The organism is Microbacterium sp. Au-Mic1, from assembly GCF_021341785.1.
Classification (GTDB): domain Bacteria; phylum Actinomycetota; class Actinomycetes; order Actinomycetales; family Microbacteriaceae; genus Microbacterium.
Window position 1 is genome coordinate 68,794 of sequence record NZ_JAJTTF010000006.1, and the last position, 18,143, is coordinate 86,936.

Sequence of the window (18,143 nt, forward strand, 5' to 3'; positions counted from 1 at the left end):
GCTCAACGCTCCGCCTCGCTCTCGCGCGCGGGGTCTTGCAGGAGGGCCGAGCGCCCGCCGTCGATCGTCAAAATGGTGCCAGTAGTGAACCCGCTGCGACTGCTGTCGCCGAGGAACTCGATGGCGTGAGCGACTTCGGTCGAGGTGCCGAGACGATTCAGCGGGTGCAGCGCTTCCGCGGCCGCGCGAGCCTCAGCCGGATCCGAGAATGTCGAAAAGTACTCCTCATTGATGGGCGTGTCGATGTAGCCCGGGGCGACGGCGTTCACGCGAATGCCACGCGCAGCGAGCTCGATCGCGAGTGACTGGGTGAGCGCATTCACCCCCGCCTTTGCCACGTTGTACGGAAAAATGCCTGGAAGAGTCGAGTTCGCGTGGTTCGACGTGATATTCACCATCGCGGATCCGGGAGCCATGACGGCCGCCGCCGCCTTCGCGCAGAGCCAGACGGCGCGCAGATCCAGGTTCAGGCAGTCGTTCCAGTCAGAGATGCTCGCATCCAGCGTCCCACGGAAGACGTTGGCACCGGCGTTGTTGACGAGCAGGTCGACCCGGCCGGTCGCGTCGAGCGCGGCGCGGATCAGCTGTGTGGGCATCGCGGCGTCCCGTAAGTCACCGAGAGCAACCGTGGCTGTGCCGCCCGCGCTACGAATACTCGCGGCGAGCAGATCCGCATCGTCGGCGCTGCGCCCATGCAGGATCACGTGGGAGCCGAGACCGGCAAGGACCTGAGCGGTTGCACGCCCGATCCCCTTCGTCGCGCCCGTCACTACTGCGGTGCGGCCTTCCCAATAGGTGGGCGAACTCGTCACTGGCGGATCTCCTTGGCGGTCGTCGTCGACGCTGCGTGCGCTGCGCGAGAGCCACAATAGTATGACTATTACGGTCGGCGCAACCGTGGTCATGTCTCGCGAATTTCGGGCAGCTGGCGTACGCCGAACGGGTGATTTCTTCGGCCGGCGCTGTCGCGACACGCTCATCTCAGGCGCAGCCCGGCCGTCTCAACAAGCCGCCACCGGGCGCGGAGCGGCGAAGAGTCTCGGCGACGCGCAGAGATCGGCGCGGCGCCTGCTCGTGAGCTGGCAACCCGGGTACAACTGCATGATCTCGTGCACGATCCTGGTGTCGTAGACGCCGTGGCCCCGGGCCTTCAGCGATAGGGGGACGAGTTCGATCTCGTCCCCCTCAATCTCAATCAGCGCTGCGGGTGGTCGTCAACGGAGACGAGGGTGCGGTCGCGGAGCGTGTAGATCACGCCGTCCTCGTCGACGTTCAGGTGCGGGCCGCTGTACCAGCCGCCATTGATGCCCGCGACGACCACGGTGACCGCGAAGGTGCGCGGGTGGATCCGGAACAGCGTCGTGTCGGACACTCCGTAGACCACGCCCCTCGCTTCCTTCAGCGCGGCGAAGCCCGGGCAGATCGCGCTCTGGTCTGAGGTGTGCACGATCGTCCTGGTCGGTCGGTCGATGACGAACAGTGCACCCTTGATGGTGAGGGCGAAGAGGTACCGCCCCTTGGTCTCCAGCGCCGCGATGCCGTTGGCGGCACCGGTCTCGAGTCGCCAGAGCTCCGCACGTGCCACCGGGTCCCACGCGACGATCGTGCCGCGCGCCCCCGTCTTCTGGGCGTTGTCACCGCCGAGGTAGGCGACCCCGTCGACAGTGGCGACCGCACGCACAAGCTGGACGGCGTCGATCGGATTGACGTCGACGGTGCTGGCCCCCGTCGCCGGGTCGTATGTCCAGATCGAGCCGCCGCCCTGGGTATCGTCCTGCGCGGCCACGAGCAGCAGGCCGTTCGTCGCGTCCCAGTCCGTGTCGAGCGGGCGGTTCTGCGCCTCGGGCACCTTGGCCACTTGACGGATGGGTGCACCGGAGCGCGGGTCGTACGACCAGATCCCCTGGCCGCTGTACTGACCCACGTAGAGCACGCCGTCCACGACGTCGCCGTCCTTGGACTCGCCGGGGATGCGCAGGTTCTGAACGGTGCCGGCCGTGAGGTCGTGCCGGGCGATGCCGCCGTTCCCGCCGACGTACGCGAAGCCCGCGCCGACCGCGATGCCCATGCAGGTCTGCGCACTGGCCGGGGCACCGGCCTCGCCGAGGTCCGTGGTCGCCACGAGGGCGCCCGAGGCCGCGATGTCGGCGACGAAGCCGAAACCCGACACCGCGACGAGGTCGTCGCCCTGCGCGTCGAGACCCCAGATCTCGCCGAGGTCGAGCGATCCCAGGTCGACCTGCGACAGGTCCCCGGTCGACGGAGTCCAGGCGATGATGCCGGTCTCGTTGGCGCAGAACACCTGATCGCCGATCGTGGCGAAGCACTTCGCCGTCTTGCCGATCGAGGTGATGAGAGCCGTGACCGAATGGTCGGCCAGGGAGATCTCGGCCAGCTTGGTCGGATCCGCAGCGCCCGCGGTCGACGCGAGCAGCCGATCACCGGCGATCGCGAGCTCGCGCATGCTGGGGTCGCCGAGCATGGTGGCGGGCGTGATGTCGGCGAAGGTGCGCTCCACGCGATCGTAGGCGTACAGTGCGGCGCGGCTCGCGCTTCCACCACCGCCCAGACTGCTTCCCGCTCCGAAGTACACGAACGCGTCCGTGGCCGCGACGGCCCTGGCGAGGGTCGCCGTCGGCGCTGGGACGCCGAGGTTCGTCACGGCGCCGCTGGTCGGGTCGAACTGCCACAGCGCGGGCGCGCCGGAGGAGCCGCCACCGACGGCGAAGACCGTGCCGTCCGGGGCGACGGCGAGGTCGCGCACGTCGCGGTCGCCGATGCGACCGATCGGCTCGGCCGGGGCATCCAGAGCGGACAGTCGCCAGCGGTACAAGTTGGGCTGCGGGCCCGTCGCCTTCTGCAGCACGCCGGCGTACAGGATCCCCCGCTTCTCATCCAACGCAAGCGCCTGGATGCTGTAGCCCGCGGCGAGCGAGGTCGAGTGCGCGACCCTCCCGGTCGTGTGGTCCAGCGCGATGATGCCCGCAGGCTCCAGATTACGCGAGCCGACGTAAGTCACGCCCCCCGCGGTCACTCCGCTCATTAGCGAGTACTGCACGATCCCCGGGCCGATCTCGGTCACCCGCGTCGCAGGCGGGCCCATGGGCAGGCGGGTGGTCGCCAGTGCGCTCGGCCCCGTGGTCGCGACGGTCGCGGCTGCCAGGACTCCGCCGAGCCCTGCCATCAGCACGGTCCTGCGGGTGAGGCTCCGGGGTGCGGTTTCCTTCTGGGTGGTGGTCATCTTCCAACTCCTTCGTCTTTCGATGCGCTCGGCTCTGAGCAGGGTCCGCGGTGCACGCCGCGCGGTCGGCGTGGGTCTGCCGGGAGGGAGGTCAGGACGTCATGCGGTGATCTCGAGTCGCTCGGGTTCGATGCCGTGGGCGAGCGGTTCGTCGCGCGCCAGCTGACGGAGCTCCTCGCACACCGACGCGGCGAGGCGCCCGAGCTCGGACCCGAGGGATCCGGCCGCGTGCGGGGTGATCAGCACGCGGTCGGATCCGAGCAGCGGGTGGCCGGCGGGCAGGACCTCCGGCGTCGTGACGTCGAGCACGGCGTAGAGGTCGCCGGCGAGGATCCGGGCGGTGAGCGCGTCCTGATCGACGATCTCGCCGCGGGCGGTGTTGATGAGCGTCGCCCCACGCCGCATCCGTCCGATGCCGCGGGCGTCGATGAGGCCCAGGGTCGACGGCAGCGACGGCGCGTGCACGGAGACGACATCGCTCGTCTCCAGCAGCTCGTCCAGCCCCACCGTCCGCACCCCGAGGTCCTCTGCGTCGAGTTCGTCCAGGTACGGATCGTGCACGACGACGTCGAGGTCGTAGGCGCGCAGCAGTGCGATGACGAGGCGCCCGATCTTCGACGCGCCGACGATGCCGACCTGCTTGCCGTGGTTTCCGAGGTCCGGGTATGCCGCTTCGATGTCGAACGCCCGCGGATCCCGTCGGTAGTCGGCCGCCATCGGCAGGATCCGCTTCCCGGCAAGCACGATCATCGCGACCGTGTACTCGGCGACCGGAACGGCGTTCGCGGCGGCCATCGAGCTGACCGCGACGCCACGGTGAAGGATCGCCGGATCCACATAAGCCCTGATGCTCCCCGCGGAGTGCAGTACGGCACGGAGCCGCGGCGCCAGGTCGAGGATGTCGGCACCGACGAACGGCGACCCCCACCCCGTCACCAGCACCTCGGTGTCGGCGAGAATCCGCCGCGCCCGGGCCGAGGAGAACTCGCCCAGCTCGCCGACGACCTCGGCCACTTCGTCGAGCTCCGCCAGGCGCGCCGCTGGGAACATCCGTTCCCTGGCGACCTCCGGCATCGCCAGCACGACGCGGGGCCGCCCGCGGCTCACTTGACACTCCCGGCGGACAGGCCGGCGCGCCAGAAGCGCTGCAGCAGGATGAAGGCGATCACGAGGGGAAGCACCGAGACGAACGATCCGGCGATCACGAGCGTGGAGAACTCCGGGTTCTGCTGAACCTGACTCTGCCAGAGCGCGATGCCGACGCTGGAGGGGAACAGGTCGCGGTTCTGCAGCATGATCAGCGGCAGCATGAAGTTGTTCCAGATGCCGACGAACTGGAACAGCGCGATCGTGACGAAGCCGGGCACGAGCATGGGGAAACCGACCTGCAGGAAGGCGCGGAAGGGGCCGGCGCCGTCGACGCGCGCTGCCTCGAGGATCTCGGCCGGCAGGTACCCGTCGCTGAACACGCGCGCGAGATAGACCCCGAACGGGTTGCAGAGCACGGGGATGATGACGGCCCAGATCGTGTTCGTGGCGCCTGCCGATGCGGCCAGCAGGTAGAGCGGGATCACGGTGGCGGTGTTCGGGATGAGCACCCCGACGAGCACAGTCGCATACAGCGGGCGCTTCCCGCGGAACTCGAACTTGTCGAAGGCGTATCCGGCCAGCACTGAGATGAAGCCTCCGACGACCGCTCCGATACCGGCGTACGCGATGCTGTTGCCGAGCCAGCGCAGGAAGATTCCGCCGTCCTGCGCGAACAGGCGCTCCAGGTTGGCGACGAAGGATCCGCCCCAGGCGAAGGCCTCGCCCGAGTACAGGCCCGTCGCGTCCTTCGTCGACGCGAAGATCAGCCAGAGCAGAGGCAGCACCATGTATGCGGCGCCGATCACCAGCAGGCCGTTGACCGCGGCCTTCGCCGGGACGGCGCGTCCGCGGGCGCGCCGGGGAAGCGCGGGGAAGAGAGCAGTCATCGAGTGGGCTCCTTCGACGTGAAGCGGGTGACGATCCAGGACAGCGCCCCGGCGAGCACGGCCAGGACGATCGAGGCGGCGGCGGCCTGGGGCAGGTTGTTGCGGGTGAAGGCCGCGTCGTAGGCCCACATGTTCGGGACCCACGTGCTCGTCACCGACGTCGTGGCCGAAGCGAGGATCTTCGGCTCGGTGAACAGCTGCAGGGATCCGATCACGGTGAACAGCAGAGCGACGCCGAGCGCCGGCCACACCAGCGGGGTCTTGATCGACAGGGCCGTGCGGATCTCGCCGGCGCCGTCCATGCGCGCGGCCTCGAGCACCTCGCGGGGCACGGCCTGCAGCGCGGTGAACAGGATGATGACGTTGTAGCCGGCCCACTCCCAGACCGCGATGTTCACCATCGACGGGATGACCAGGTGCACCGAGAGGAAGTCGATCCCCACGCCGCCCGAGTCGAGAGCGCGCACGATCGGGCTCACCCCGGGCGTGTACAGGTAGGCCCAGATGAGGGCGGCGATGACACCCGGCACCGCGTGCGGCAGGAACAGCAGCAGCTGGAAGGTGCGGCGGGCGTAGGCGACCGTCGCGTCCAGCAGCAGTGCGAGCAGCAGCGCCACGCACAGCAGCACGGGCACGTAGATCACGCAGTACACGGCGAGGCGGCCGAAGCCCTCCACGAACGTGCGCTCCTGGAACAGGTCGACGTAGTTGCCGAGTCCGACGAACTCGGTCGTGGGCTTGCCGAAGCCCAGCCCGCTGCGCCGCTGCGCGAACACGCTCATGACCAGCGCGTAGACGACCGGCGCGATCATGCTCACCGCGAACAGGGCGAAGAACGGGATCAGGAAGACGGCGGCAGCGCGTCCGCCGGATCCGGAGATCGATCGGCGCGGGCGGGCCTCGGGGGCGGGTGTCATCGGCTCGACACGGCGGACCGGCCGGGTGGGGGTCATCGTGGCCATGGGGTGTTCTCCTGTCGGCGGACGGCTGCCGGACCGGATCCGATCCGGCAGCCGTCGCGGGTCACTGCTCGCGGTCGGTCACTTCGCGACGCCGACGCCGAGCTTCGTCAGCCCGGAGACGGTGTCGTTCTGCGTCGTCGCGACGGCGTCGCCGAGGGTCGGGCTCGAGGTCACCGCGTTCTTCAGCGCGGTGCCGGTGATGTCGTAGCTCGGCCCCCAGGCCCACGGGCGCAGACCCTTCGACGCCTGGGCGAACACGGCGTAGATGTCGTTGCCGTAGTAGGCGGTGGGCGCGACGCTCTTGGCGACGTCGTTGAGACCGGGGTAGGCGAGGTACGCCGTGCCGACCGCGCCGCGCGCCTTGATCGCGTCCGGGGAGGTCGTGAGCCATCGCAGGAACACCGCCGCCGCATCCGCGTTCTTGGAGTTCTTGGTGATCGCGAAGCTCGTGCCGCCGCTCAGCGACGCGCTGGGCTTGCCGTCCCAGGTCGGCGGAACCGCCGCGATCCACTTGCCGGCCTGGCCCGCGCCCTCGGTGCGCGTCTTCAGACCCGACGCGCTCCACGAGCCGCCGACCCAGCCGGCCACCGCGCCGCTGTTCAGGTCTGCCGTCCACTCGTCGCTGAAACCGAGCTGCTTCTTCACGAGGCCCTCGTCGATCAGGCGCTGCCAGTAGTCGGCGACCTTCGTGGACGCGGTGTCGTCGATGCCGACGTGCCACGAGCTCTTGCCGGGGTGGAACCACTCGGATCCGGCCTGCCAGGCGAGCGGGGCCAGCTGCGGCTCGTTGGTGAAGAAGCTCGCGAGGTAGGAGCCGGGGTGCACCGCCTTGAGCGCGCGGGCCGCCTTCTCGAAGTCCGCCCAGGTCTTGGGCACCTGCACGCCGGCATCGGCGAGGAGGTCCTTCCGGTACCACATGACCATCGGCGGCGCGTCGTAGGGCAGCGCGTAGTCGGCACCGCCGAAGGACACCTGTCCGCGCACCTCGGGGTCGTACGCGGTGAGGACCTTCTCGGGCACGAGCCCGTCGAGGCTCTTCAGCTGGTCCGCGGCGACGAAGCCCGGCAGCACCTGGTATTCGACGCCCGCGACGTCGGGTCCGGTGCCCGACGAGATCGCGGCGGACAGCTTCGTGTAGCCGCCGTTGGCTCCGTTCGGGATCTCCTCGAACGTGACGGTGATGTCCTTCTGGCTGGCGTTGAACGCCGCGGCCACATCCTTCATACCGCTGAGCGACGACCAGAACGTGACGTTCCCCTTGGCGGGCTGGTGCGACGTGGTCGGCGCGGGTGCCGCTGCTCCGGAGGAACATCCGGCGATCAGGGTGGTGGCAGCGACGACGGCGGCGGCGAACAGGGCGGTTCGGCGCAGATGCATGATCGGTTCTCCTTCGAATCGGGTCGGGTGCGGGGTCGATCCTGACCGCACCACGCCCTCGATCCAAGAGAACGGAGCTCAAACGAACATTTTCAAACAAACTCCCGCACGATCGTCGACTCCCGTACCACCAGCTCCGGCATGAGGACGCTGCGCACGACCGTCCCGGAGTCTCCCCGGACGCGTCGCAGTTGATCGACGCACAGACGCACCGCGGACCGCCCGAGATCGCGCTTGAGCGGAGCGACGGCGGTCAGCGGCACCGCGGCCAGGGACGCCACCTCGTCGTCATAGGCGATGACGGCCATGTCCTCGGGGATACGCAGGCCGCGCGCGAGAACGAGCTCGGTGAACGCCATCGAGTCGGCGTCGCCCAGCAGCATGACGGCCGTCACCTGCTTCTCCACGCACTCGTCGAGAAACGCTCCGAGCCCGGCGGCGGCGACGCGTTCACCGACGGGCGGATCCGAGAGTGCGCCGCGCAGCGCGAAGCCGTCTTCGCCGACCGCGACCATCCCGCGCCGGAACCCCTCGTCGAGACCCGACGCGGTGGCCGACGGGCGGGTGGCCAAAGCAATGCGGCGATGACCCAGCGCCACCAGGTGCCGGATCCCGAGCTCCGCGCCGTAGGCGTGGTCCGAGCGCACCATCGCGAAAAGATCCTGCACGCGATCCTCCGCATCGCGCTCGACGAGGACGATGGGAACCCGCGCATCTCGCAGCACCTGAAGCAGCGACGAATCCGCCTCGAGCGCACCGTGCGGAGTGATGAGCAGACCATCAACGCCGCTCTCCAGCATCCGGCGCGCCTGGCGCAGCTCCTCGTCCGGTGAGTAGTTCGTCGCGCCCACCACCAGCCGGCAGTTCGCCTCAGCCGCCGCGCGACTGGCGCCGCGGATCACCTCGGGGAAGTAGTACTCGGTCGTGGGGACGATCATGCCGATCGTCGCGACGGGACGTGGGCGCCGAGGGCCGTATCCATCGGCATCCGCAGCCTGCTGCTGGGCGACCGCGAGCGAGACCGCGCCGCCATGAACCCGGACGAGCAGGCCACGACGGTGCAGATCCTCCACGTCACGGCGCAGGGTCATCGACGTCACGCCGAGCCGGCGCGCGAAGCCCGTGTTGCCGAGGGATCCGCGCAGCTCCAGCTCGCGCAGGATCGCATCGTGCCGTGCGGCCGCGACCATGGTTGCTCCTTCGAACATCAGCGAACTTACGAATGCAACAATTGTCGCTCACCCTCGGTCCACGAACCCGACGAGCGTTCCGATTGGCCGAGGCGGTCAACAACGTCTGAAAGACCGAACTGTTCCGTCAGCGCGGCCCCTGGTGCACCGTCGAGTAGGTCGAACTCGCGACTCTCGAATCGGTGTCGTGGTGGAACAACCCACGCCTCCACGGCGAACTCGATGTGCGCACCCCAATCGAGGTCGAGGACGCGTATTAGCCGACCTGGAATCATCCCAACCGGCCCCGCTGGACAAGGCTCCCGATAGGAACGAAAGCCAGGCCGATTCAGTGCGTAAAAATGAGCAAGTGTGCGGAGGAGCTTCGGAGCGTGGATTCAGACAGCGACAGCCAACTTATCGAAAACGGAATCCTCGATCAGCTGGTTCACAGCCAGCCAGTATGCCCCGACCACTGAGGCGCGGTCAGCCAGCTCGGTGGTGACCAGCATGTGGTCGAGCTCATGTACAGACTGGACGAGTTCGGCGACAAACCGTTCGTGGAAGCGCCTGCCCAACAGCGCCGGATAGCCTGCGTAGGTGAATCGGCTGGGTCGCCGGATGTTGATCAGCATCGACGCGATTCGCGAGAACCAGAACGCCATCTCGTCGATTGAGTCGATTGCCACCTGGTCGCCCGAGTCGGCCAGGGCTACGATCTCAGCGCAGTAGTCCTCGATCATCTGGGGACCCTCGTGGGCCACTACCCCGGCGCCTCGCGCACGAGCGACCAGCGCCCAGAACCCGGCCGTCGCGTCGACGCATCCGTGAGCTCCGCAAGTGCAGCGCGCGCCGTCGACCCGCAGTGGGATGTGCGCCATTCTCGGCTGGGTGTCGAGCATGGGCACGCCCGAGCGGCGCCGAACAACACCTGCGCCGGAGCCGAACCCCATCTGGAGGTGCACCAGATCGCTCATACCTGGATCCCCTGCCAGCTGCTGCCAGTTGGCTAGCGCAGCGGAAGTGGCGACGTCGCGCATCACCACTAACGAGGGCTCCATCCCAAGACGCTGTGCGAGCATGTCGGCAATGGGGAACTGCCTCCACGGCCGGTATTGCGAATCGATTATCACTCGGTTGGTCTCGTCGATGGCTGCCCCCACCGCGAGGCCGATGCAGAGCGTCGGTAACCCGAGGCGGCTCTGCTCGGCCCGAATCTGGCGGACGATCACGTCGAGCGCTTCCTCGGTGGTCGCGTCGATCATCAGAGCGTGACTGGAGTCCCCCAGCAGCGACCCGGCGAGATCCCGAGTCTGGATCCGCACCCCGTCCAGACGCAGGTCGATACCAAAGATCAGGCGCTGTCCGGGCGCCAGCTGCACGCTCGAGCTTGGTCGGCCGGGGCCGACTCCCGGGCGCGGCGCCGCCTCGACAAGCCACCCCGATCCGATCAGCTCACTGATGATGCGGCTAACGGCGGGGCGGGTGACGCCGATCAGGTTCGCCAGTGTGGACCGGGTGACCGGGCCGACCTGCGCAACAAGCGCGAGAGCAAGTCCGCGGTTGCGCTGACCCAAGTCGGCCTGCGCCGAGGTGGGACGGTGAACGCTCATCGACGACCTCTCATGATCTTGGCCAGTGTATCGAGCACCCGACGAGAACGGACACCTTGACGAGGACCGGGTTAGGTGATTATGTACTGCTTGTATCTAATCACAACAGCCGCACACGAAGGAGTGGGCATGTCGAAGATCCTGCACGAAAGCACCAAAGTCGGTACCCTCAGTCGGCGGACGTTTCTCGCGGGCATGGCAGCAACGGCGAGTGGTCTCGCGCTCTCCTCCTGCGCGGCCGGCTCGACGGTCTCGAACGGATCGTCGACATCACTATCGATGTTGATGCTCGGCCCGAGCCATGAGACCCTGACGTATCTGACGAAGTCGCTGGCGCCCGCATTCGCTAAGAGTTCAGGCGTGAAACTCGAAATACAGAGCACGGACTGGGGGTCGGGTTTCCAGAAGGTGACCACCGCGGCCGCGAGTGGCACGCTCTCCGACATCGTCATGCTCGGTGGAATCTGGACCGCGCCACTAGCGTCGAAGAACGCCCTGCTACCGCTGGACGATCGACTCAAAGACCTCAGCCACCGTTCGAACTTCATCCCGGCCATGCTCAAGGACGGCTATTACAACGGACACAGCTACGCGCTGCCGCTGTACACCGACACCCGCACGCCGATCTACCGCAAGAGTTTCCTCAAAGCCGCCGGCGTCGACACCGACAATCTGCCTGCAACCTGGGAGGAGTGGGCCGAGGCCGCCGCAAAGTTGTCGAAGGCGAATGGCGGCCCCCTCGCCTTCCCGGTGGACTGGGGAATCGACAAGAGCGTCGGCCTGCAACAGACCTACGCGCAGCTGATGTTCCAGGCTGGTGGTACGTACTACGACTCGTCGGGCAAGGCAACTTTCGCCTCCGACGAAGGAGTTGCCGCGCTGGAGTACATGATGGGCTTCTATCGCCGGGGACAGGCTTCCAGCGACATGGTGAACAGCGGTACGGGCGCGCAGCCGGTCGTTAATGGCGACGCAGCGATGACCTTCTCGGGGCTGGGAGCGATCAGCAATGCCAAGCAGTTCAAACCCGAGGTGGTCGAGGACCTCATCGTCGGACTCCCGCTGGCTATGGACGCGCACAGTGATCGAGCCACGACCGCCTTCGTTAACAAGATTGGAATCTCGGCGCGCAGTAAGAATCCCGACGCGGCCTGGAAACTACTCTCCTTCATTACCGACGAGAACAACTCCGTCAAGCTCGCCGAACTGTACGCTGGGCTCCCGGCCCGTTCGGACGAGACTGACGCCCCGTACCTCAAGGGCCTCAGTCCGAATCTGACGGCCGCGGCGAGATACGTCGTCCCACAGCCGCCAAACGCCAACATGCTGGCGATCGCCCCGTTGATCAACACCTCCCTTCAGCAGGCGGTCCGGCTTCAGGGGACCGCGAAGTCGATCTTGACCGAACTCGATCGCCAGATCGACGAGCTCAATGGTGTCTGATCAGCAAGGCACCGTCCTCCCGGTTCTGCCGCGGACGCGGTCCCTCCGTCGTCGCCATATGGACACGCGGAGCCGGCGCTTCGCCATCGGGATGGCCTCGCCCGCGCTGCTGGTGATCGCAATCGTCTCAATCATCCCGCTGCTCGCAGCGGTCGTGCTGAGCTTCACTCGATACGACATCTTCTCCGTCCCGAAGTTCGTGGGACTGGAGAACTATCGGTCGCTGTTCGCCGATCCCGTGTTCTGGACGGCCGTGGGCAACACCGGTACCTTCGCGTTCAGCCAGGTCGTGGTCGGTATGGTCGTGGTGGTCCTCGTTGCGCTGCTCCTGAACCAGAACCTGCGCGGCGGTGCGGCCATGCGCACCATCGTCTACGTGCCGCAGGCGGCCTCGTACGTCGTGGTCGCTCTGGCCTGGAACCTGCTGCTCGACCCCGTCTCCGGACCGCTCAGTCAGGTCGTCACGGGGCTGACCGGTCACTCGCTCGCGGTGCTGACCAGCTCGAGTCTCGCAATGCCGGCGATCGTTGTGGTCAGCCTGTGGCGCAACATCGGCTACTTCATGGTGATTGTGCTGGCGGCGCTCCAGACGGTGCCTAGAGAGTTGCTCGAGGCGGCCACGGTGGATGGTGCCGGTGCCGTGCGCCGATTCTTCTCGGTCACGGTGCCGAACATTGCGCCGGCGCTGATGTTCGTCGCCATCACCTGGTTTCTCGGCTCGTTGCAGATGTTCACGCAGTCCTATGTGATGACCCAGGGTGGCCCGGTCAATGCCACGCGCACCGTCGTCTACGTCATGTATAACGAGGCCTTTCTCAGCCTCAACGTCGGTAAGGCCTCCGCGATCGCCGTCCTGCTCTTCGGCACCGTCGTCGTCATCGCAGGGGTGCTCCGTCTCATCCAGAGGAGATCAGCATGATCACGAGGCACCGCACCAGCACGCGGGTCGTCTTGCACACGCTGGGAATCGTTCTTGCGGCGATGTATGTCGTCCCGTTGGCGTACATCCTGCTCACCGCCGTCACTCCGACCGGCGAGCCGATCGGCCGGCTGCCCAGCCGACTGGCCTTCGACAACTTCGCCACCGCGCTCGGCAGCGCACAATTCGGCACTTTCGCTGTCAACAGCCTCATCGTCTCGATCGCTGCCACACTCGTGCAGGTCGTACTGGCTTGTGGAGCCGGCTACGCGCTGGCGAAGCTGCCGCTTCCCGGTGGCAAGACGATCCTGTTGCTCCTTGTCGCACTGATCGTGGTGCCCCCGGAGATTGTGCTGGTGCCGCTATTCCTCATGATGGTCCACTTCCCGCTGCTAGGCGGGAATGACATCGTCGGAGCTGGCGGCACCGGTCTGCTCGACATGCTCGGGGGTCTGATGGTGCCCCACTTGATCTCAGCCCTCGCGATCTTCCTAATGCGTCAGTTCTACCTTGGTCTTCCTGACGAGCTCGGCGACGCCGCGCGCGTCGACGGCGCGGGCGAGCTAAGGATCTTCATCCGGATATACACGCCGCTGGTACTGCCGGCGGTCACAGTGGTCGCGGTGTTCGCGTTCCAGGGCGCTTGGAATGACTTCATCTGGCCGCTGGTCATGATTCGCAGCCCGGAGCGGGAGACCCTGCCCCTAGGGCTAACCGGGTTCTTTCAGGAGAACTCCACCCAGTGGAACCTACTCATGGCGGTGGTACTCCTCATTAGCGTGCCCGTAGTCGCTCTGTTCCTTTACATACAGCGATACTTCAGGTCCGATGTTCTGTCAGGGGCCGTCAAGTGAACGGACACCGCCCGAACATCGTGCTCATACTTGTCGACGATCTCGGCTGGGTGGATGTGTCTTACTCGGGTTCGACCTTCTACGAGACCCCACACATCGATGCCCTGGCGACGCGTGGACTGCGCTTCTCGCAGGCGTACGCAGCCGCCCCCGTGTGTTCGCCGAGCCGGGCAGCTCTGATGAGCGGCAAGTACCCGGCGCGAGTGGGTATCACCAATTGGATCGGCGGGCATACCGTGGGGTCGCTGTCTGACGTGCCCTACTTCCACGGTTTGCCGATCAACGAATATTCGCTGGCTGCCGCTCTGCGCGACGGCGGCTACCGCACTTGGCATGTGGGCAAGTGGCACCTAGGCGACGGACAATGCGGCCCTGAGGCGCATGGATTCGAGGTCATCATTGGTGGGGGGGCGCAGGGTTCCCCCTCCACCTACTTCAGTCCTTACTCCCTGCCCCCATTAGCCGACGGCCCGGACGGCGAGTACCTGACCGACCGGTTGACCGATGAGGCGGTGGCACTGATCACCGAATACGACGGCGACGCGCCATTCTTTCTCAACCTGTGGCACTACGGGGTGCACACGCCAATCCAGGCTCCCGAACACCTCGTGGCACACTTCCGGCAGAAGGCCCAACGACTCGGAATCGACACTGAAGCTATCGAGGAGGGGGAAGCATTTCCCGCATGGCACGTACGCGGTGTGCGGGTACGGCGCCGCACAATGCAGTCGGATCCGACATACGCCGCGATGGTAGCCAGCCTCGACGCAAGTGTCGGCCGAGTAATGGAGGCCCTGCGCCGCACAGGTCGACTCGACAACACGCTGATTGTCTTCACCAGCGACAATGGCGGCTTGGCCACGGCCGAAGGGTCACCGACCTGCAACGCGCCATTGGCCGAGGGCAAAGGTTGGATGGAGGACGGTGGCGTACGCGTGCCGCTGGCAATCTCCTGGCCGCGCAAGCTGCGACCTGGCGACACCGACCTGCTCACCACCACACCTGACCTCTACCCCACGCTGCTCGCCGCGGCGCAAGTCGACGGCGATTCGCGCCAGCACGTCGACGGCGTCGACATCCTGGCTCTCGTCGAGCAGTCGGCACCCGATCGCGGACCGATCTTCTGGCACTACCCGCACTACTCCAACCAAGGTGGTACTCCGGGGGCGGCGGTGCGCGAGGGGCGGTGGAAGCTGATCCGCTGGTTCGAGGACGGCCACGAGGCGCTCTATGACCTTGAGAACGACATCGGTGAGTCGATAGATCTGGCCGACGAGCACGCGGAGATCCGCATCCACCTCGCTGGGCTGCTGGACGCATGGTCCGTCGACGTGCAGGCGCTGGTGCCGCGGACGAATCCGATGTGGGCGCCGGAGATGCATCGGCGAGGTTTCGAGAAGCCGCCTTGGAACGGCATTCCCACATGATGGGCCACGGCACCACGAGACAGAGGGGGTTGTTCATAAGCTTTGCTGATCCATTGCGGACAGGTACCTCCGGAGGCTATGACTGGGGTTCCTTGCAGAAAGCGGTCAAGGCCGTATGACCACGGATGGCCGATATAACTTGGCTGTCGGGTCCATCGGTTCGGGTGAGTCATACGACGTACTTACCGATCCCGACGAAATCAATAATCTACGACGCATCGTCGCCAGCGGGAGCCCGAGCCACCCTGGGACAACTTTCCATGACTCGTTCGCGTCACGTCAAAGGGCAAATGCCGACACATTCCACGTTCCCGTCTCGGGCTTTAGGAAGATCCATACGGCCTCTCGAGATAGAAGCTATCAGGATACCTCCATGCCTCTCATCTCACGACTCAGCTGTCAACGAGGCGTAAGCGCTGAGGCGACCAACGATCGCGACTGGCGAAGTTCAGCGTGTCCTCCATCATGTACGACGATTGACTCTCAACATTCGGCCGCGCGCCCAGACTAAGAAACGGCATCACCTTGGACTCCTTGTTTCATCTAGAATCTGCGGGCGTGGGATTGCTCGTCCGGATTGCGCCCGATGGCGGCCCGAGCATTGTGTACTGGGGCAAATCCTTAGGATCTCTCTCCGAGAAAGCCGCGCGCGTACTCGTCCTGGCGGATCCCTTCACGCCTTCACCATCAGGCGACGAGCCGAGAGCACGGGTCGCCATTGTGCCCGAGCACCATTTCGGTTGGACGGGACAGCCGGGGTTGACTGGCTCGCGTGATGGCCGCGCGTGGAGTCCGAAGTTCGAATGTATCTCCGCCTTCTACAACGGCGAGCCCACGTCCGGCTATGTCGAGGCCGGAGCTGGCACGATCGTGTTCGAAGGTGCCGATGTTGAAATCGGGTTATCGCTCCGGGTGGAGGTCGAACTTCTCGACTCCGGGCTGATACGAGCCAGGTCTACCGTGGGCAATCTGGATGAGGAACCGTACAGCCTTGACGGATTGTTTGTCACTTTCCCCGTCCCGGTCGAAGCTCTAGAACTCATGGACTTCACTGGCCGCTGGGGGCGCGAGCGGAGCCCGCAACGAGCTCCGTTCTCCATCGGCACACATTCGAGAGATGCACGCGGCGGTCGGCCGGGCCACGACTCGGCATTCCTTCTTCACGCGGGAACTCCAGATTTTGGGTTTGGCCGAGGAGATGTATTTGCCGTTCATGTCGCCTGGAGCGGAAACCAACGCATCTACGCCGAGAAGATGTCATGGGGTGCGGCGGTCCTGGGCGGCGGCGAACTCCTCCTCCCCGGTGAAATCAGGCTTGGCAAAAACGAAGAATATGCCAGTCCATGGGTCTATGCATCATACGGACTGGGACTTGACGGAGTCGCGCAGCGCTTTCACAAGCATCAACGGTCTCGCGAACGCCGGGTCAATAGCAATCGACCGGTGACGTTGAACACATGGGAAGCCGTCTATTTCGATCATAATCGAGAAACTCTGTTTTCCCTCGCGGAAAAGGCAGCTCTCGTAGGTGTCGAGCGGTTCGTGCTTGATGATGGGTGGTTCGGCGGACGGAGAGATGCTCAGGCCGGGCTCGGAGATTGGACGGTCTCAACAGAGGTCTGGCCAGAAGGGTTGCACCCTCTGGTGGATCAGGTGAAAGCGCTCGGAATGGAGTTCGGCCTCTGGGTTGAGCCCGAGATGGTCAATCCCGATTCAGATCTGGCTCGTGAACATCCCGAGTGGGTCATGTCGGCGCGCACCGAGTGGCCCTCAGCCGCCAGATGGCAACAGGTTCTCGATCTGACAATAGAAGGCGCATACGAGCACGTACGCGGCCAACTCTTCGACTTGCTCGACGAGTACGACATCTCGTACCTCAAATGGGACCACAATCGCGAACTCCTTGAGGCTGGTTCGCAACTGAAGCTCGGTTCTCCTGCAGTTCATGGGCAGACTCTGGCCTTCTATCGCCTACTTGATGAACTGAGGGCGAAATATCCGGCCCTCGAGATCGAAACATGTGCCTCAGGCGGTGGCCGCGTCGATCTTGGGGTGTTGGAGCACACAGACCGCGTATGGGTCTCGGACAACAGCGATCCGGTCGACAGGCAGCACATGCTGCGTTGGGCGGGACAGCTCGTGCCACCTGAGTACTTGGGTTCCCACATCGCGGCAGCGCGATCGCATACGACTTCGAGAACGCACGATCTGAGCTTTCGCGCGGGCACCGCGATTTTCGGCCATCTCGGAGTCGAGTGGGACTTAACTCAGGCGACAGAATCCGAGTTGACGGACCTTAGCGAATGGATCCGATTCTTCAAAGCGGAACGAGAGCTTCTTCTCGGCGGCAATGTCGTGCGCATGGATCATGTCCAGGAAGGGCAATACGTTTACGGCGTGATCAACAACGATGCGTCACGCGGAATCTTCGCAATCGTCGACACGATGAGCGTCGAATCCAAGCCCGGGCCCCGGCTGCGTTTGCGTGGGCTCGATCCGAATCGGGATTATCGCATATGTCCGTTGCGTATCGGCCGGGCACCCGAACGATTCACACCTCCATCATGGTTCGGGGAGGTGAGTGACACTGGATGGCACGGAATCGTCCTTCCGGGCCCCGCAATAGAGAATGTCGGAGTGGAGCGACCGGATCTGCGGCCAGAGCAGTTGATCCTCCTCATCGCTGAAGCAATGTAAAGGTCTGCTGCACGGATTGAATCGCCCCGAGCTTGGTTCGCTTCTTTTGGGAGGGTGAATCATGCCCCTGGCAGTTCCGCCAGCGTGCATTGCGGGTGCTCGAGGAGGCGATTCCTGAGCACGGGACCGAGTACGCAGCGATCCGTCATGTCGGCACCAGGCAGCGTGTCTGGCCGAAGACGTTGCGTAGGTGGCGTCGTCGTTCGAGATCGACTCGGGTGCCCACCCTGGCGTGACCAGTGACGAACTCGCCGAGATCAACGCCTCAAACGGGAGAACGCCGAGCACCCGCACGGCCCGACCGACCGCGCCACGGGACGCGTCGCAGATGGCAGTGCGCCGGATCAGCGCGGTCATCTTGTTCTGCCCGTACCAAGTTCATCCGTCGGCGAGTGGTCGGGACTGCTAAAGGTTTGGGTGACTCCTGATCTGTGGTGATTCGTCACTGCTGGAAGGATGTCCTCA

Annotated in this window: 13 protein-coding genes; 5 read left to right on the plus strand and 8 right to left on the minus strand. The window is 65.5% G+C overall.

From position 1 onward, the window contains the following. Positions 1-2: 2 nt before the first annotated feature. The 8 genes from LXM50_RS09645 to LXM50_RS09680 all read right to left on the minus strand — a co-directional run bounded on the left by LXM50_RS09645 (position 3) and on the right by LXM50_RS09680 (position 10,338). Entirely contained in the window at positions 3-905 is a 903-nt protein-coding gene (locus tag LXM50_RS09645; RefSeq protein WP_233311109.1) for an SDR family NAD(P)-dependent oxidoreductase, read from the minus strand. 290 nt (positions 906-1,195) lie between these two features. After that, a complete protein-coding gene (locus LXM50_RS09650) occupies positions 1,196-3,241 on the minus strand; it encodes a hypothetical protein (RefSeq protein WP_233311110.1) in 2,046 nt (681 codons plus the stop codon). A 99-nt stretch (positions 3,242-3,340) separates the two neighbouring features. Further along, positions 3,341-4,348 carry a hydroxyacid dehydrogenase gene (locus LXM50_RS09655; RefSeq protein WP_233311111.1) on the minus strand — a complete coding sequence of 336 codons (1,008 nt, stop codon included), beginning with the start codon at positions 4,346-4,348 and terminating at the stop codon, positions 3,341-3,343. Next, entirely contained in the window at positions 4,345-5,217 is an 873-nt protein-coding gene (locus tag LXM50_RS09660) for a carbohydrate ABC transporter permease (RefSeq protein ID WP_233311112.1), read from the minus strand. Before LXM50_RS09660 ends, LXM50_RS09655 begins: the two co-directional genes overlap by 4 nt. Beyond that, positions 5,214-6,179, minus strand: coding sequence for a carbohydrate ABC transporter permease (locus LXM50_RS09665; protein WP_233311113.1), 966 nt, complete (start codon positions 6,177-6,179; stop codon positions 5,214-5,216). The genes LXM50_RS09660 and LXM50_RS09665 overlap by 4 nt, the downstream gene beginning before the upstream one ends. Positions 6,180-6,257: 78 nt before the next feature. Then, entirely contained in the window at positions 6,258-7,556 is a 1,299-nt protein-coding gene (locus LXM50_RS09670; protein ID WP_233311114.1) for a sugar ABC transporter substrate-binding protein, read from the minus strand. Positions 7,557-7,648: 92 nt separating this feature from the next. After that, the gene (locus tag LXM50_RS09675; RefSeq protein WP_233311115.1) at positions 7,649-8,746 is read right to left on the minus strand and encodes a substrate-binding domain-containing protein; all 1,098 of its coding nucleotides are present in this window, start codon (positions 8,744-8,746) and stop codon (positions 7,649-7,651) included. Between the two features lie 377 nt (positions 8,747-9,123). Continuing rightward, positions 9,124-10,338 carry an ROK family transcriptional regulator gene (locus LXM50_RS09680; RefSeq protein WP_233311116.1) on the minus strand — a complete coding sequence of 405 codons (1,215 nt, stop codon included), beginning with the start codon at positions 10,336-10,338 and terminating at the stop codon, positions 9,124-9,126. 129 nt (positions 10,339-10,467) lie between these two features. Here LXM50_RS09680 and LXM50_RS09685 point away from each other — a divergent pair, with 129 nt between their 5' ends. The 5 genes from LXM50_RS09685 to LXM50_RS09705 all read left to right on the plus strand — a co-directional run bounded on the left by LXM50_RS09685 (position 10,468) and on the right by LXM50_RS09705 (position 17,678). Then, on the plus strand, positions 10,468-11,781 hold the full coding sequence (locus LXM50_RS09685) for an extracellular solute-binding protein (RefSeq protein WP_233311117.1): 1,314 nt from the start codon (positions 10,468-10,470) through the stop codon (positions 11,779-11,781). 91 nt (positions 11,782-11,872) lie between these two features. Beyond that, positions 11,873-12,700 carry a carbohydrate ABC transporter permease gene (locus LXM50_RS09690; RefSeq protein ID WP_233311118.1) on the plus strand — a complete coding sequence of 276 codons (828 nt, stop codon included), beginning with the start codon at positions 11,873-11,875 and terminating at the stop codon, positions 12,698-12,700. Next, positions 12,697-13,554 (plus strand): carbohydrate ABC transporter permease, encoded by an 858-nt coding sequence (locus LXM50_RS09695; protein WP_233311119.1) that lies wholly within the window; start codon positions 12,697-12,699, stop codon positions 13,552-13,554. The genes LXM50_RS09690 and LXM50_RS09695 overlap by 4 nt, the downstream gene beginning before the upstream one ends. Continuing rightward, positions 13,551-14,981, plus strand: coding sequence for a sulfatase (locus LXM50_RS09700; protein ID WP_233311120.1), 1,431 nt, complete (start codon positions 13,551-13,553; stop codon positions 14,979-14,981). The genes LXM50_RS09695 and LXM50_RS09700 overlap by 4 nt, the downstream gene beginning before the upstream one ends. Before the next feature lie 558 nt (positions 14,982-15,539). Continuing rightward, on the plus strand, positions 15,540-17,678 hold the full coding sequence (locus tag LXM50_RS09705; protein WP_233311121.1) for an alpha-galactosidase: 2,139 nt from the start codon (positions 15,540-15,542) through the stop codon (positions 17,676-17,678). The last annotated feature ends 465 nt before the right edge of the window (positions 17,679-18,143 follow it).